10 protein-coding genes are annotated in these 16,030 nt (G+C 70.2%); 3 read left to right on the top strand and 7 right to left on the bottom strand.

The window, feature by feature from the left end:
• The 7 genes from M2283_RS01725 to M2283_RS01695 all read right to left on the bottom strand — a co-directional run bounded on the left by M2283_RS01725 (position 1) and on the right by M2283_RS01695 (position 10,702).
• A complete protein-coding gene (locus M2283_RS01725; RefSeq protein WP_280874112.1) occupies positions 1-1,674 on the bottom strand; it encodes a PHP domain-containing protein in 1,674 nt (557 codons plus the stop codon).
• Positions 1,675-1,701: 27 nt separating this feature from the next.
• Positions 1,702-3,528 (bottom strand): LamG-like jellyroll fold domain-containing protein, encoded by a 1,827-nt coding sequence (locus M2283_RS01720; protein WP_280874111.1) that lies wholly within the window; start codon positions 3,526-3,528, stop codon positions 1,702-1,704.
• A gap of 34 nt (positions 3,529-3,562) precedes the next feature.
• A complete protein-coding gene (locus tag M2283_RS01715; protein WP_280874110.1) occupies positions 3,563-6,487 on the bottom strand; it encodes a glycoside hydrolase family 2 TIM barrel-domain containing protein in 2,925 nt (974 codons plus the stop codon).
• On the bottom strand, positions 6,484-7,320 hold the full coding sequence (locus tag M2283_RS01710; RefSeq protein WP_280874109.1) for a carbohydrate ABC transporter permease: 837 nt from the start codon (positions 7,318-7,320) through the stop codon (positions 6,484-6,486). Before M2283_RS01710 ends, M2283_RS01715 begins: the two co-directional genes overlap by 4 nt.
• A 12-nt stretch (positions 7,321-7,332) precedes the next feature.
• Positions 7,333-8,289 (bottom strand): carbohydrate ABC transporter permease, encoded by a 957-nt coding sequence (locus M2283_RS01705; protein WP_280874108.1) that lies wholly within the window; start codon positions 8,287-8,289, stop codon positions 7,333-7,335.
• Positions 8,289-9,575, bottom strand: coding sequence for an ABC transporter substrate-binding protein (locus M2283_RS01700; protein WP_280874107.1), 1,287 nt, complete (start codon positions 9,573-9,575; stop codon positions 8,289-8,291). Before M2283_RS01700 ends, M2283_RS01705 begins: the two co-directional genes overlap by 1 nt.
• Before the next feature lie 68 nt (positions 9,576-9,643).
• A complete protein-coding gene (locus M2283_RS01695) occupies positions 9,644-10,702 on the bottom strand; it encodes a carbohydrate kinase family protein (protein ID WP_280874106.1) in 1,059 nt (352 codons plus the stop codon).
• 129 nt (positions 10,703-10,831) lie between these two features.
• Between M2283_RS01695 and M2283_RS01690 the strand changes: the two genes are divergently transcribed.
• Genes M2283_RS01690 through M2283_RS01680 form a run of 3 tightly spaced genes read left to right on the top strand, consistent with a single transcriptional unit; the run spans position 10,832 to position 16,028 of the window.
• Positions 10,832-11,596, top strand: a complete 765-nt coding sequence (locus M2283_RS01690) for a DeoR/GlpR family DNA-binding transcription regulator (RefSeq protein WP_280874105.1) — start codon at positions 10,832-10,834, stop codon at positions 11,594-11,596.
• Complete coding sequence (locus tag M2283_RS01685) at positions 11,593-12,930, top strand: 6-phospho-beta-glucosidase (RefSeq protein WP_280874104.1); 1,338 nt, start codon at positions 11,593-11,595, stop codon at positions 12,928-12,930. Before M2283_RS01690 ends, M2283_RS01685 begins: the two co-directional genes overlap by 4 nt.
• A 44-nt stretch (positions 12,931-12,974) precedes the next feature.
• A complete protein-coding gene (locus M2283_RS01680) occupies positions 12,975-16,028 on the top strand; it encodes an alpha-mannosidase (RefSeq protein WP_280874103.1) in 3,054 nt (1,017 codons plus the stop codon).
• The last annotated feature ends 2 nt before the right edge of the window (positions 16,029-16,030 follow it).

Here is a 16,030-nt window from a genome sequence, read left to right as displayed (position 1 = left end):
TCAGCGGCCACCCGCCACGTCGACGAAGACGGGGTTGGAGTAGAACCACGTGTCCGCCCACGGGTCACCGTTGCCGGGCTCGTGCGTGATCGGGCCGTGCGGGTCGACGGAGGCGCCGAGGTAACCGGCACCGTGCCGGTTGCCGTCGCTGCCGCGCAGTCGGACGTAGAAGGACTCGTCCCCGGCGGTCAGCGGGATGCGCAGGGTGTACGTCCCCTTGCGGCCCGACACGTCCTTGGAGTGGACGACCTTGGTGTCCGGCGCCTTCCAGGTGTCCCGGTCGCTCACCTTGCCGCGCACCGCGCCCCGGATGACGTCGACGTGCGCCAACTCGGGCAGGATCCCTTGCGGGTTGGCCCGGGAGGCGCTCGTCACCGTCACGTACAGGGTGATCTTCTCGCCCTTGCGCACGCGCAGCCGGCCGCCGAGGGTGACACCGCGACCGGCGTCGCAGTCCCGCTTGACCCGCACGTCGAGTCCGTCGAGGAGATGCCCCTGGTCGAGCCAGACCCGGCCCGCGCGCAGGCCCGCCATCACGGCGGTGTAGCCGTAGCGGGTCACGCCCACGTGGGTGCGGCTGAACTCGCCGGGCCAGAAGTCGCTGCCGGGCTGCGGGGTGTCGGTGTTCACCGGGTCGGGCAGCTTGCCGGTGTTGTCGAAGTTCTGGCCGTCGGGCCAGGCGCCGTTGGCCCAGGTGTCGAAGACGGTGCGGTGGTTGTCGGAGTTGGTGCTGATCGAGAACAGCCTGCCCTCGGCCAGCATCGAGTCCCACAGCCCGCCGACGGTCGCGGTCGCCCAGTCGAAGCCGCCGTACGTGAGGTAGGCATCGGCCGGGTAGCCCGCCCAGGACTGCGCAGAGGGCTTGTTCTCGTACTCGCCGCGGATCGAGGTGGCGCCGCGCCAGCCGGGGATCGCCGCGCCCTGGGCGCCGGGTGCGCCCTCCATGCCGATCATGATCTCGGGGGCCGCGTCGCGCCAGTTGCGGATCTCGTGCGGGGAGTCGATGCCGAGGCGCAGCGGGTGGTTGGCGAGGACCAGGACGTCGTCGACGTAGCCCGAACGGCGCTGCTCGGCCAGCCACTTGATGGCCTTGACGGCATGGGCCTCGTTGCGGGCGGTGTCCGCGTCGGCGACGCCGCCCTTGTCGTAGCCCAGCAGCTTGCCGTCGTAGGCGAGCTCGAACCTCGTGAGCAGGTCCACCTCGTGCCGGCCCGGCGCGGCGAACACCGTGCAGTGCTCGGCGGCCGGGATGTACCACTCCAGGCCCTGGAAGATCAGCTGACGCGGGTTCTGCGCGCGGGCCTTGAGGATCTCCTTGTGCTCCAGCGCGGCGCCGTAGGCGGCGTGTCCGAAGTTGGAGTGCTCGTTGAACACCATCCAGTCCAGGCCGTACTTGGCGGCGGCCCTGGCCTGCTGGGAGAAGGTGTACTTCGCGTCGTGGCTGTAGACGGAGTGCACGTGGTGGTCGCCGACCAGGTAGGCCAGGCGCGGGTCGTTGCCGCCGAAGCCGCCGCGGTCGGCGGCGAGGGCGGGCGTCGCGGCCGAACCGAGGGCGAACGCGGCGCCGAACAGGCCCGCGCGGCGCAGGAGTTGGCGCCGCGAGACGCCCTGGGCGTCGAGGGCGGCGGGGGAGACGGACGGGTCGGCCCAGACGGGCAGCTGCTGCTCGGTCATGATCGTGGAAGGTCCTCTTCGAGGGCGTCAGTGGGTCATGAAGGACGTGACGGGCAGCGCCCGCGAGACGATCCGCACATCGCCGAGGCGGCCGTGCAGGATCTGGTCGATCTTGTCGGCGTACGTGTAGCCGCCGAGCAGCCACGGCAGGCCGACGGAGGTGATGCCGACGGCGGCCGGCCTCGGATTGCGGACGACCGGGCAGCCCTCGACGTAGAGGGTCGTGTGCCTGCCGTCGTTGACGACGGCGAGGTGCCACCAGGTCTCCAGCGGGGTCTCCTGACCCCAGTTGGTGGCGATGCCCTGCTGGTTGAGCGGGCGCATCGCCCACTGCGGTTCGCGGTCGTTGGACAGCGACAGCGTGGCGAGCGGCTCGTCGGGGTCGTCACCGGTCCTGCCTGCCGCGCCGCCCGTGCCGGTGCGGCTGACGATGCCGGACCAGGCGTTGTGGTCGGGGTCCCAGTCGGCCGGCAGCCGGTAGAACGCCTCGATGGTGTAACCGTCCTTGAAGGTCGCCGAGTTGAGCGGCGCCTTGTCGACCGTCTTGAGGTACGCCCCCTTCAGCGGGGACTTGAAGCCGGTGAACTCCAGGCTGCCGTGGCCGGGTTGGTCGGGATGGTGGTCCGCCGACCAGCCGAGCGTGCCGCCGCCCACCGAGACCGTGGTGAGGTCGTTGCCCCGACCGGAGAGGTCACGGACCGTGCCGGAGGGGGCCGCGTCGAAGCGCCAGTACGCCTGCGTGCCCGGGATCAGCAGCCGCGATGCCGGGCGGGCAGGGCGCGCCGGCACCGGGGCGAAGCCGGCGAAGCGGTCCGCGAAGTCGATGTCGACGGAGAACCGGTCGGCGTCGCCGCTGAGTTCGATCTCCTGCCGCTCCAGCTCGTTGAGGCCCTTGGCGGCCCGGCCTAGGATCCACGGGGAGACCGTCTCGACGTCGATGACGTTGCGGTCCAGGTCGAAGTGGTAGAGGCGGATCATCGCCGCGCCGCCGAAGTACCGGTTCTGATAGTTCGTCAGGTGCAGGTGGACGTCGTGGCCCGCCGCGTTCTTGCGGACCGCCCGACCGGCCGGCCAGTAGTGCCCGCCCAGCGCGAGGAAGATCTGGTCGTGGTCGGCGACCAGTCGGTCCCACAGCTGCTGCCCGTACGCGGACAGGGCGTCGTCCTCGACGACCAGTTCGTGCGTGGTGAGGACGACCGGTGTCTTCGGGTGCCGGGCCAGGACGTCCTTCGCCCAGGCGTAGCCCTTCGCCGACAGCCGCCAGTCCAGCGCGAGCACCATCCACTCGCGCCCGGCGGCCGTGAAGAGGTGGTAGGTGTTGTAGCCGTCGTCGGACGCGCCGCCGAAGGTCTTCCGGCCCTTGAACCGCTTGGGCCCGAAGGTGTCCAGGTACGGCGTCGAGCCGCGCTGGTCGTCCGTGGACGAGTTCACGTCGTGGTTGCCGGCCAGGACGCTGTAGCCCACGCCCCGCCGGTCCAGGATCCCGAACGTCTCGCCGATGGCGTCGAATTCGGCCTCGGCGCCGTTCTGGGTGAGGTCGCCGAGGTGGCTCAGGAAGACGATGTTGTCGTCCTTGCCCTGTTCCAGCAGATAGCGCAACGAGGCTTCGAGCGGCGCGGGGTGGATGCTCGGCCCGTCGAAGAGGTACTGGGTGTCGGGCATCACGGCGAGCGTGAAGCGCCGGCTGTCCGGGTCCGGACGCCAGCCGCCCTTGTCGGACGCCTCGGCGACGGTCGGCAGCGCGACCCCGGCCGTGGCGGCGGCGCCGAGCAGCGCGGTGGCGCGCAGGAAGCCGCGTCTGCCGGCTCCGGTGGGCGTGGGCTCGCCCTGGTTGTGGTCATGCGAAGTACACACGGGTGCTCCGTAAGTGACGTGAGAAAGCCTGGAGTTACAGCACGCGCAGGGTCCAGCTCCAGCGGTGGAGGCCCGGTGCGATGCGGTACGAGGGGAAGGTGTCCGGGCCGCAGGAGGCGGTGCCCAGACCGCGGTGCGCCGCGTCGATGTGCACCACGCACCCGGCGCGCGGCGCCAGTTCGTCGTGGTGGGTCGTGGTGGTCAGGTCGTCGGCGCGGAACCGGGTGACGGAGACCTGGCGCGGTTCGTCCAGCGCGACCGCGAGTCCGGTGGCGTCCGTGGCCGAGAGCGTGAAGCGCCGCACACCGTGCCGGCCGCCGCTCTCCTGCGGACGCAGGTAAGGGGTGAACAACTCGTCGACGGGCACGGCGTGATGGCCGACCGGCGCGCCCGCGCTGCGGTCGGGGTACGACTCCCAGGGCCCCTGCCCGAACCACTCCAGCAGGTCAAGACCCGCCACGGTCTCGAACACCGAGCCGACCCGGGCCACGTCGTCGAACTCGTCCGGCAGCTCGACCTCTTCGTCGATCCGGATGCCCCCCTCGACCGGGGTGAGCTCCTGCCGGTGCCGCACGACACCGCCCGTGCCGGCGTACTCGGCGAGCACGGTCACGCTCTGGCCGGTCTGCCGTACCGACACGGCCTTGCGGACCAGCGAGTCAAGACCCCAGGTCCGCCAGCGCAGCGCCATCCCGCCCAGTTCGTCGTTGTCGGTGGGCGCCCGCCACAGGGACAGCGTCGGCGCGGCCGTCAGCAGCGGATGCAGCAGCAGCCCCTCGCCGTCCACCTCGACGGGCCGGTCCACCGGCACGCCCTCGGGTACGACGGGCCCGCGCAGCCGCACCTGCGGCGCGCACACCTCGGTGCCGACCGGCGCCCACGGCAGTTCCTCGGCCGTCGTCACCCGCAGCGTCAGCCAGGCCTCGCCGCCGTCGCGCGGCACCTCGAAGGGCAGCGGCACCGCGACCGTCTCGCCGGGCACCAGCTCGGGCAGCACGGCGGGCGCGGTCAGCGTACGGCCGTCGGCGAGGGCCAGCTCCCAGGTGCCGTTCAGCCAGTCCAGGCCCCGGAAGTGCTGGTGGTTGCCCAGCACGATGCCCTCGTGCCGACAGCACTCGATCCGCAGCGGGGCCGCGATCTCCCGGTGCTCGAACAGCACGGGCTTGGGAGTGCGGTCGGGGAAGACCACCCCGTCGGCGATGAACGCGCCGTCGTGGATGGTCTCGCCGAAGTCGCCGCCGTACGCCCAGCGGTGACCGGGCGCAGCGACACCGTTGTCGTACAGCCCGGCGCCCGCGCGCCCGGTGGGTCTTCCGTCGCTCACGCTCTGCAGAATTCCGTGGTCCCAGAACTCCCAGATGAACCCACCCTGAAGACCTGGCGTTGACTCGATGGCGGCCCAATGGTCGGAGAGCGTGCCGTTGCTGTTGCCCATGGCGTGCGAGTACTCGCACTGGATGAGCGGCCGGGTCTGCCGTCCCGACAGCGCGTGCGCGACGCAGTCCTCCAGCGGCGCGTACATCGGACACGCGATGTCGGAGGCGTCGTCCGTCGCCGCCCAGCCCAGCTTGGCGGCCCCCTCGTACTGGAGGGGCCGCGTCGGGTCGTGCCGGCGCAGCCAGCCCGCCGCCGCGTCGTGGTTGGCCCCGTAGTCGGACTCGTTGCCCAGCGACCAGATGATGATCGACGGATGGTTCTTGTCCCGCAGCGCCATCCGCGCGACCCGGTCCACGAAGGCGTTCAGATAGCGCGGGTCGTCGGCGATCTCATGCGCGTGGTCGTGCGACTCGATGTCCGCCTCGTCGACGACGTAGAACCCCAGCTCGTCCGCGAGGTCGTAGAGGGAGGGGTCGTTCGGGTAGTGCGAGGTGCGGATCGCGTTGAAGCCGAACCGTTTCAGCAGCACCAGGTCCGCGCGCATGTCGTCGTACGACACCGTGCGGCCGGTCAGCGGATGGAAGTCGTGCCGGTTCACGCCCCGGATGTACACACGCTCGCCGTTGACCAGCAGGTCCCGCCCGTCGATCTCGACGTCACGGAAACCGATCCGGTGGTACGAGGTGTCGGCGACCGTTCCGTCGGCGTGGTGCAGGCGGACGGTGAGGCCGTACAGCTCGGGCGTCTCGGCGTTCCAGGTGCGGACCTCGGGGACGACGGCGTCGATGCGGGCCTCGCCGAGGAAGTCGGATACGCGGTCGTCCTCGGCGTTGGCGCGGTCGAACTCCACGTTCTGCACGAGGAGTTGGCCGTCCAGGTCACCGCTGACCCACCAATCCGCGGGCAGCGCACCGCCCGCGTCCCGCACCAGGCAGTCCACCCGCAGCCCGCCCTCGAAGGACGCCCGCACGCTCACGTCGGCCAGATGCAGCGGATCCGTCGCGTACAGCAGCACCGAGCGGGTGATCCCGCCGTGCCACCACTGGTCCTGGTCCTCGATGTGCGAGGCGTCCGACCACTTGACCACGGTGAGCCGTACGGTGGCCCGCTCGCCGCCGCGTACGACAGCGCTCAGGTCGAACTCGGCGGCCAGGTGGGAGTCCTTGGAGACGCCGACGGGCCGCCCGTCCACGTGCACGAGCAGCACGCTCTCGGCGGCGCCGACCTGGAGCACGATCCGGCGCCCCGCCCAGTCGGCGGGTACGTCCACCTCACGCTCGTACACGCCCGTCGGGTTGGCCGCGGGGGAGTGCGGCGGGAACTCGGCGAACGGCATTTGGACGTTGGTGTACTGCGGCAGGTCGTCGGTGCCCTGCACGGTCCAGGCGCCGGGGACGTATGTCGACGACCAGGCCGCGGCGAGCGGTGCGTCTGGGCTCGGCAGCAGCTGGAAGCGCCAGTCGCCGTCGAGCGGCACCGTCTCGCGGCGGCGGTCGACGGCGTTCATGGGCAGCCGCCCCCAGGAGGTCACCTCAGGTGCCTCCCAGGGGCGGAGCGCCAACAGGGGGTCCCTGTCCCTCACTTGATGGCTCCCTTGGCGAGGTCCCCGATGATCTGGCGGGCACCGATCGCGAAGACGATCAGCAGCGGGACGAGCGCGAGCAGGGCGCCGGTCATGACCATCCCGTAGTCGGTCGTGCCGTGGGTGCCGTTGAGCTGGGACAGCGCGACCTGGAGGGTGACGTTGTCCGGGTTGGTGAGGGCGATCAGCGGCCAGGCGTAGTCGTTCCACTGGCCCATGAAGGTGAAGATGCCGAGAAAGGCCAGACCCGGGCGGACCACCGGGAGGGCCACGTGCCAGTACTGGCGCAGGAAGTTGGCGCCGTCGATGCGCGAGGCGTCCAGGAGTTCGTCGTGGATCGCGGTCTTCATGTACTGGCGCATCCAGAAGATGCCGAACGCGTTGGCGGCCGCCGGCACGATCAGCGCGGTCATCGAGCCGATCCAGCCGAGCTTCGCCATGATCACGAACTGCGGGATCGCGGAGAGCTGCGCCGGCACCATGAAGATGACCATCAGCAGCGCGAACAGCACGTTCTTGCCGGGGAACTGGAACTTGGCGAAGACGAACGCGGCCAGCGAGTCGAAGAACAGGACCAGGAAGGTCACCGACCCCGCCACCAGCAGCGAGTTGAACATCGAGCCGAAGAAGTCGATGTTGTCGAAGAGGCTGCGCGCGTTCTGAAGGAAGTGCGAACTCGGCAGCAGCTTGGGCGGGTAGGAGAAGATCTCGGACGTCGTGTGGGTCGACATGATGACGGCCCAGTAGAACGGGAAGGCCGAGAGCAGCAGCCCGACGACCAGGACGGCGTGCAGCGCGATACCGCGGCTGCGGGTTCCCTTGATGGATGCCATGGCGCGGCCTCCCTAGTCTTCGCCCCGGCGCTGCACAAGGCGCCAGTTGACGATCGAGAAGATGATGACGACGAGGAAGATGCCCCACGCCACGGCGGCGCCGTAGCCGAAGTCGTTGTTGTCGAAGGTCTGCTGGAAGAAGTAGAGGACCATCGTCTGGCCGGAGTGACCCGGACCGCCCGCGTACGTCGAGTCGTTGGCGGTGGTCTGCAGCAGCACCTGCGGTTCGGAGAAGCTCTGCAGGCCGGTGACCGTCGAGATGATGAGCACGAACAGCAGCACCGGCCGCATCATCGGCAGCGTGATCCGGAAGAAGGTCTGCACGGGTCCCGCGCCGTCCATGCGCGCCGCCTCGTACAACTCGCTCGGGATGGTCTGCAGTCCGGCGAGGAAGATGATCGCGTTGTAGCCGGTCCACTGCCAGGTCATCAGCGTGGCGATGGCGATCTTGATGCCCCACGGGGTGTTCAGCCAGGCCACCTGGTCCAGGCCGACCGCCTGCAGGAAGGCGTTCACCAGGCCGAAGTTGGTGGAGAACACCGAGCCGAAGATGATCGCGATGGCGACCACCGAGGTGACGTTCGGCAGGAAGTAGGCGAAGCGGTAGACGTTCTTGAAGCGGACCGCGGAGTTGAGCATCACGGCCGTCACCATCGCCAGGAAGATCATGGGGAAGGTGGCCAGCGCCCAGATGATGATCGTGTTCCCGACCGAGTTCCAGAAGTCGGTGTCGCCGAGCAGGTACTGGTACTGCGAGAGCCCGGCCCACTCCATCGAGCCCAGGCCGTCCCAGCGGTGCAGGGAGACGTAGAGCGAGAAGCCGACCGGGATCAGGCCGAAGCAGAGGAAGAGCAGATAGAAGGGGGAGATCGCCGCGTACAGATGCCAGTACTTGCGGAAACCCGTGCGGGGGCGGGTGGTCGACACCGTCTCGACGGTGACCGGGGGCTTGTCCAGTGCGGTGGCCATCAGTAGCTCACCCCCAGGTGCTTCGCGATCCGCCGGCACTTGCTCATGGCGTCACTCCAGGCCTTCTTGGGGTCCTTGCCGAGCACCCCGACGTTCTTGATCTCGTCCTTGAGGGGCTGCCCCAGCGCGATGTCGAAGGGGCTGTTGTAGGCGACCGTGATCTTCTGCGCGGCGGGCCCGAAGACGTCCATCGTGACCTGACCGCCGAAGAACGGGTCGGGCTGGCGGAGCGTCTTGAGCTCGTACGAGGCGGGGGTGGAGGGGAAGAGTCCCGCGTCGGCGAAGCCCTGGGCCTGGTTGGCCGCGTTCAGGATCCACGTGATGATCTGGAACGCTTGCTCCGGCTCGCGGCACTCCTTGGTGATCGACAGGAACGAGCCGCCGTTGTTGGAGGGCCGCACCGGCATCTGCGCCACTCGCCAGCGGCCCTTGGTCTTCGGCACCCCGGTCTTGAGGTCGCTGGTCGCCCAGGAGGCATTGAGCTGGCTGGGCAGCTTGCCGTCCTGGACCGCCGACAACTGGTCCGGCGTACCGCTCACCAGGTCCGAGACGATTCTGCGGCGCTTGGCCTCCACGGCCAGCGCCCAGGCGTCGCGCACATGCTGCTGGTCGCCGATGAAGTGACGGTCCTTGTCGACGTACCGCTTGCTGCCCTGCTGCACCACGTTCTCGAACACGGCGTTGATGTCACTGAGCAGATACGTCCCCGGGATCCGCTTCTTCAGCTGCTCGCCGGCCGCGAAGAACTTCTCCCAGGTGTTCAACTCCTTGGAGACGTCGTCCGGTTCGTACGGCAGCCCGGCCTTGTCGAAGACGGCGAACTGGTAGTAGTGCGCCACCGGACCGCAGTCGATCGGGAAGCCGACCATCGTGCCGTCGTCGGCGATGCCCTGGTCCCACTTCCAGTCCAGGTACTGGCTCTTGTACTTTTCCGCGCCGAGCGTGCGCAGGTCCACGAACTGGTTGGCGTTGGGCAGGTAGGACGCCATGTCCTCGCCTTTGAGGCCCGCGATGTCGGGGACGTGGGCGTTGCCCGCCATCGTGGTGATCAGCTTGGACCGGTAGTAGCCGCCGATCTTGATGGCCTCGAGGTCGACGTTGCTGTCGTAGCGGGCCTTGGCGTTCTTCAGGACCGTGTCGCCGAGGCCGCCGTCCCAGTACCACAGGACCATGTTCCGGCCGGTGGAACCGGTCGGAACGGCACAGCCGGACGTCAGGCCGCCGAGCGCCGTGGCGGCCGTACCGGCCAGGCCCGCGCGGAGCAGGCCTCTTCGTGAGAGCCGCACAGCTCCCACCGCCTTTCGGATCTTTTCAGGACGTGCGAACGAGGGGCTTGTGGGGGGGTGTTGGGGATTCAGTGCTGCCGTGCGGTGTCGCGTGGGGGGAAGGGGTCGTGCCGGGCCGGCGGGGTGACCGGGGCGTGGCGCACCGGCGGGCCGACGTCCGTCGGGAGCCGGTCCGCCAGGAAGCCGTACGGCCGCCTGAGGTCCGGGTCCGTCAGCGAGCGCCACCAGCGGTCGACGCCGTACCAGCCGGGTGCCGCGAGTGCCCCGCCGTGGTGCTGCACCGACAGTCCGGCGGAGAGCACGGCGAACCGCAGCCGCTCCGCCAGCGGCCAGCCTGCCAGCGAGGCGGTCACGAAGCTCGCACCGAAGACGTCACCGGCGCCCGTCGCGTCGAGGACGTCGACGTCCAGGGCGGGGACCTCCGCGTACTCGCCGGTGATCTGGTCGACGGCGACCGCACCGTCGCCGCCCCGCGTGACCACCGCCACCGGGACCAGCTCGGAGAGCGTGCCGAGGGCCGCCACCGCGCTGTCGGTGCGGGTGTAGGCCATCGCCTCGGTCTCGTTGGGGAGGAAGGCGTGGCACAGAGCGAGCTGGTCGAGGAGGTCCGAGGACCACTGCTGGGTGGGGTCCCAGCCGACATCGGCGTAGATCTGCGTGCCGTTCGCGGCGGCCTTGGCGAGCCAGGCGCGGGGCTCCGCCTCGATGTGCACGAGGGCGGTGCGCGCCTCGGGCGGGTCGCCCATCAGCACGTCCTGCGAGTACGGGGGCTCCTGGCCGTGGGTGACCAGGGCCCGGTCCTGGCCGTGCGCGAGGGAGACGGTGACGGGGGTGGGCCAGCCGTCCGCGACGCGGGAGAGCGAGAGGTCGACGCCTTCCTGACCGGCCAGGACGTCGTGGCAGTAGGCGCCGTAGAAGTCGTCCCCGAAGACCGTGGCCAGCGAGGTGCGCAGGCCGAACCGGGACGCGGCGACCGCCAGGTTGGCGATGCCGCCGGGGCCGCAGCCCATGCCGGCCGTCCAGATCTCCTCGCCGGGCGTCGGGGGCTTGCCAAGGCCGGTCAGGACGAGGTCGTAGAAGAGCAGCCCTGTCAGCAGCACGTCGGGCCGATCGTGGTCCTCGGACACGAAGGCGGTCCTCTCGTCAGAACTCTTCAAATTCGATGCAGGGAATCGTGCGCCCCTCTGCGAGATTGGTCAATAGTTGAGCAGAACTGAGCATGGAAATGATTGAAGATGACGAGTAGTGTTCAGCGCGTGCTGGCAGAACGACGACATCAACTCATCCTGCGGGCCCTGCGCTCCGGTGGCCCCGCGGCCGTGACCGATCTCTCCGAGCAGCTGGGCGTGAGCCCGGCCACGATCAGGCGAGACCTGCTCAAGCTGGAGGAGGACGGTCTGCTCACCCGGGTCCACGGCGGCGCCGTCGCGGAGGAGGGCGACCAGCCCTTCGCCGAGGTCGCCGGGGTGCGGGTGGCCGAGAAGGACGCGATAGCGGCGCGGGCCGCGGCGATGGTCAAGGACGGTCAGTCGGTGCTGCTCGACATCGGCACCACCGCCTACCGCCTGGCCCGACAGCTGCACGGCCGCCGCCTCACGGTGATCACCAGCAACCTGGTGGTCTACGAGGAGCTCGCCGACGACGAGGGCATCGAGCTGGTGCTCCTGGGCGGCATGGTCCGCCGCGAGTACCGCTCCCTGGTCGGCTTCCTCACCGAGGACAACCTGCGCCAGCTCCATGCCGACTGGCTCTTCCTCGGCACCAGTGGAGTGCGGCCCGGTGGGCAGGTGATGGACACGACGGTCGTCGAGGTGCCGGTCAAGCGAGCCATGATCGAGGCGAGCGACCGGGTCGTCCTCCTCGCCGACCAGGCGAAGTTCCCGGGCACGGGCATGGCGAAGGTCTGCGGTCCCGAGGACCTGGACGTGGTGGTGACGAACGCGCCGGTCGACGCGACGACCCGCTCCTCCCTGGAGGAGGCGGGCGTCGAGATCGTGCCGGCAGGAGAGGTGCAGGCGTGAAGCTGACGATTCTGGGCGGCGGCGGATTCCGGGTCCCGCTCGTGTACGGGGCGCTCCTGACGGACCATGCCGAGGGCCGGGTCACCCAGGTGGTGCTGCACGACCTGGACGCGGGGCGGCTGTCGGCGGTGACCCGGGTCCTGGCCGAACAGGCCGCGGACGTGCCGGACGCCCCGGAGGTGACCGCGACGACCGACCTCGACGAGGCCCTGCGCGGCGCCGACTTCGTCTTCTCCGCGATCCGCGTCGGCGGCCTGGAGGGCAGGGCGAACGACGAGCGGGTGGCGCTCGCCGAGGGCGTGCTCGGCCAGGAGACGGTCGGTGCGGGCGGCATCGCCTACGGACTGCGCACCGTCCCGGTCGCCGAGGACATCGCCCGTCGCGTGGCCAGGCTCGCGCCCGACGCCTGGGTCATCAACTTCACCAACCCCGCGGGTCTGGTCACCGAGGCCATGTCCCGCCACCTCGGCGACCGCGTCATCGGCATCTGCGACTCCCCGGTCGGCCTCGGCCGCCGTATCGCCCGCGTCCTCGGCGGCAACCCGAAGGAGGCGTGGATCGACTACGTCGGTCTCAACCACCTCGGCTGGGTCCGCGGCCTGAAGATCGCCGGACGCGACGAACTGCCCCGGCTGCTGGCCGACCCCGACCTGCTCGGCTCCTTCGAGGAGGGCAAGCTCTTCGGCGTCGACTGGCTCCAGTCGCTCGGCGCGATCCCGAACGAGTACCTGCACTACTACTACTTCAACCGCGAGGCCGTCCGCTCCTACCAGCAGGTGGAGAAGACCCGCGGCGCCTTCCTGCGCGACCAGCAGGCGACCTTCTACGAGGGGATGCGCGACCCCGGCGCCCGCGCGCTGACCGCCTGGGAAAGCACCCGCGCCGAGCGCGAGGCGACCTACATGGCCGAGAACCGGGAGACCGCCGGCGCCGGCGAGCGCGAGGCCGACGACCTGTCCGGCGGCTACGAGAAGGTCGCCCTGGCGCTGATGCGGGCCATCGCCCGCGACGAGCGCACCACCCTGATCCTCAACGTCCGCAACGCCGGCACCCTCTCCGCCCTGGACGGGGAAGCCGTCATCGAGGTCCCCTGCCTGGTCGACGCCAACGGCGCCCACCCGGTCACGGTGGACCCGCTGCCCGACCACGCCACCGGCCTGGTCTGCGCGGTGAAGGCGGTCGAGCGCGAGGTGCTCGCCGCCGCCGAGTCCGGGTCCCGCGCCAGTGCCGTGAAGGCGTTCGCGCTGCACCCGCTCGTCGACTCGGTCAACGTGGCCCGTCGGCTGGTCGAGGGCTACACCGGGGTCCACCCGGGCCTGGCGTATCTTAAGTAGCCGACCGCCGGAAAGCGCTTTCCATCCTTCTTCTGGAGACTTCCATGCACGACGAACGCCGCCGGATCGAGGAGCGCGTCGAGCGCCTCCACAACCAGCGCATCAAGCCCGCGATCTACGCGGCCTCCGTCCCCTTCGAGGTCGAGGCCTGGCAGGCGCCGGGCGAGCCGGTGCCCTTCGAGGAGGCGTCGGCCGCCCCGTACGAGCCCTTCGCGATGGACACCCCGTGGGGCCCGCCCTGGGGGACGACCTGGTTCCGGATGCGTGGGCAGGTGCCCGCGGAGTGGGCCGGAAAGCGCGTCGAGTCGGTCATCGACCTCGGGTTCGTCGGTGACTGGCCCGGCAACCAGGCCGAGGCGCTGGTCCACCTGACCGACGGGACACCGCTGAAGGCGGTCAACCCGCTCAACCAGTACGTGGCGATCGCCAACCCGGCGGTCGGCGGCGAGCAGATCGACTACCTGGTCGAGGCCGCCTCCAACCCGGACATCCTCGCCAACGACTTCGCGGCGCCGACCCTGCTCGGCGATGTCCTCACCGCCGGCGACAAGCCGCTCTACACCTTCAAGCGCGCCGACATCGCCGTCCTCGACGAGAACGTCTGGCACCTCGACCTCGACATCCAGGTGCTGCGCGAGCTGATGCTGGAGCTGGGCGAGCACGACCCGCGCCGGCACGAGATCATGCACGCCCTGGACCGCGCGATGGACCTGCTCGACCTGGACGACATCGCCGGCTCGGCCGCCGCCGTGCGCGAGGCGCTGCGGCCCGTGCTCGCCAAGCCCGCCAACGCCAGCGCGCACGTCATCTCCGGCGTCGGCCACGCGCACATCGACTCGGCCTGGCTGTGGCCGATCCGCGAGACCAAGCGCAAGACGTCCCGCACCTTCTCCAACGTGACGTCGCTTGCCGACGAGTACGAGGACTTCATCTTCGCCTGCTCGCAGGCCCAGCAGTACGAGTGGGTGCGCGACAACTACCCGCAGGTGTGGGGCCGCATCCAGGAGTCCGTGAAGAAGGGCCAGTGGGCGCCGGTCGGCGGCATGTGGGTCGAGGCCGACGGCAACCTGCCCGGCGGCGAGGCCGTGGCCCGCCAACTCATCCACGGCAAGCGGTTCTTCATCGAGCACTTCGGCGTCGAGACCAAGGGCGTCTGGCTGCCCGACTCCTTCGGCTACAACGCGGCCTACCCGCAGCTCGCCAAGCTCGCGGGCAACGACTGGTTCCTGACCCAGAAGATCTCCTGGAACCAGACCAACAAGTTCCCCCACCACACCTTCTGGTGGGAGGGCATCGACGGCACCCGCATCTTCACCCACTTCCCGCCCGTCGACACCTACAACGCCCGCTTCAGCGGCGAGGAGATGTCCCGCGCGGTCCGCAACTACCAGGAGAAGGGCAACGCCACCCGCTCCCTGGCCCCCTTCGGCTGGGGCGACGGCGGTGGCGGCCCCACCCGCGAAATCATGGAGCGGGCCCGCCGGTTGAAGGACCTGGAGGGCTCGGCGAAGGTCGAGATCGAGCACCCCGACGCCTTCTTCGCCAAGGCCTGCGCCGAGTACCCGGACGCCCCCGTCTGGGTCGGCGAGCTCTACCTGGAGCTGCACCGCGCCACCTACACCTCGCAGGCCCGCACCAAGCAGGGCAACCGACGCAGCGAACACAAGCTGCGCGAGGCCGAGTTGTGGGCCACCACGGCCGCCCTGCACGCGCCGGACTACAGCTACCCGTACGAGAAGCTGGACCGCCTCTGGAAGACGGTCCTGCTGCACCAGTTCCACGACATCCTGCCGGGCTCCTCGATCGCCTGGGTGCACCGCGAGGCCGAGGCCGAATATGCCCGTGTGGCCCAGGAGTTGGAGGCGCTGACCGCCGAGGCGGTGGCCGCGCTGGGCGCCGACGGGACCCGGGTGTTCAACGCCGGCCCGTTCGACCGCGCCGAGGTCGTGCGTACGGCGGCGGGTGTCGCCGCGTACGTCGAGGTGCCCGGCAGCGGCAGCGCGCCCCTCACCGACGCCGAGCCGCCGCAGCCGGTGACCATCACGGGCCGCGTCCTCGACAACGGTCTGATCCGGGTCGAGGTCGCCGAGGACGGCACCCTCTCCTCGGTGCGCGACCTGCGCGCGGGCGGCCGTGAAGTCCTCGCCGAGCAGGGCAACCTGCTGCGTCTGCACACCGACCTCCCCAACTACTGGGACGCCTGGGACGTCGACAAGCACTACAAGAACCGCTACACGGACCTGCTGGACGCCGACTCCGTCGAGGTGGCCGACGAGGATCCGCTGCTCGGCTCGATCCGCGTCACGCGCTCCTTCGGCAAGGGCTCGAAGATCACCCAGACGATCACGGTCCGCGCGGGCAGCCCCCGGATCGACTTCGAGACGGACATCGACTGGCACGAGGCCGAGAAGTTCCTCAAGGCCGGCTTCCCCGTCGACATCCGCGCCCCGCACTCCTCGGCGGAGATCGCGTTCGGCCATGTCCAGCGGCCCACGCACACCAACACCACCTGGGAGGCAGCCCGTTTCGAGGTCTCCGGCCACCGCTGGGTGCACATCGGCGAGCCCGGCTACGGCGTCGCCGTCATCAACGACTCGACCTACGGCCACGACGTCTCCCGCACGGTCCGCGAGGACGGCGGTACGACCACCACGGTCCGCCTCTCCCTGGTCCGCGCCCCGCGCGTCCCGGACCCCGGGGCCGACCAGGGCCGCCATCGCTTTACCTATTCGCTGCTGCCCGGCGCGAGCATCGAGGACGCCGTCGCCGAGGGCTACGCGCTCAACCTCCCGCTGCGCATCGCCGATTCGGCGGGCACACCGGAACCGGTCGTCTCGGTGACCGGTGAGGGCGTCACCGTCGAGGCGGTCAAGCTCGCCGACGACGAGTCCGGTGACGTCGTCGTCCGGCTCTACGAGTCCCGCGGCGGCCGCGCCCAGGGCGTCCTGCGCACCGGCTTCCCGCTCGCGGGCGCCGAGGTGACCGACCTCCTGGAGCGGCCCCTGGAGACCGCGTCGGTCGACGGCGGCGGTGTCCTGGTCGAGCTGCGCCCCTTCCAGATCCTCACGCTGCGCCTGAAGCGGGCGGGGGTGAGCTGACC

This window comes from Streptomyces pseudovenezuelae (assembly GCF_029892565.1).
In the GTDB taxonomy this organism is placed as follows: domain Bacteria; phylum Actinomycetota; class Actinomycetes; order Streptomycetales; family Streptomycetaceae; genus Streptomyces; species Streptomyces pseudovenezuelae_A.
Note: the sequence above shows the minus strand (reverse complement) of the source record. Positions and strands in the feature narration are given on the sequence as shown.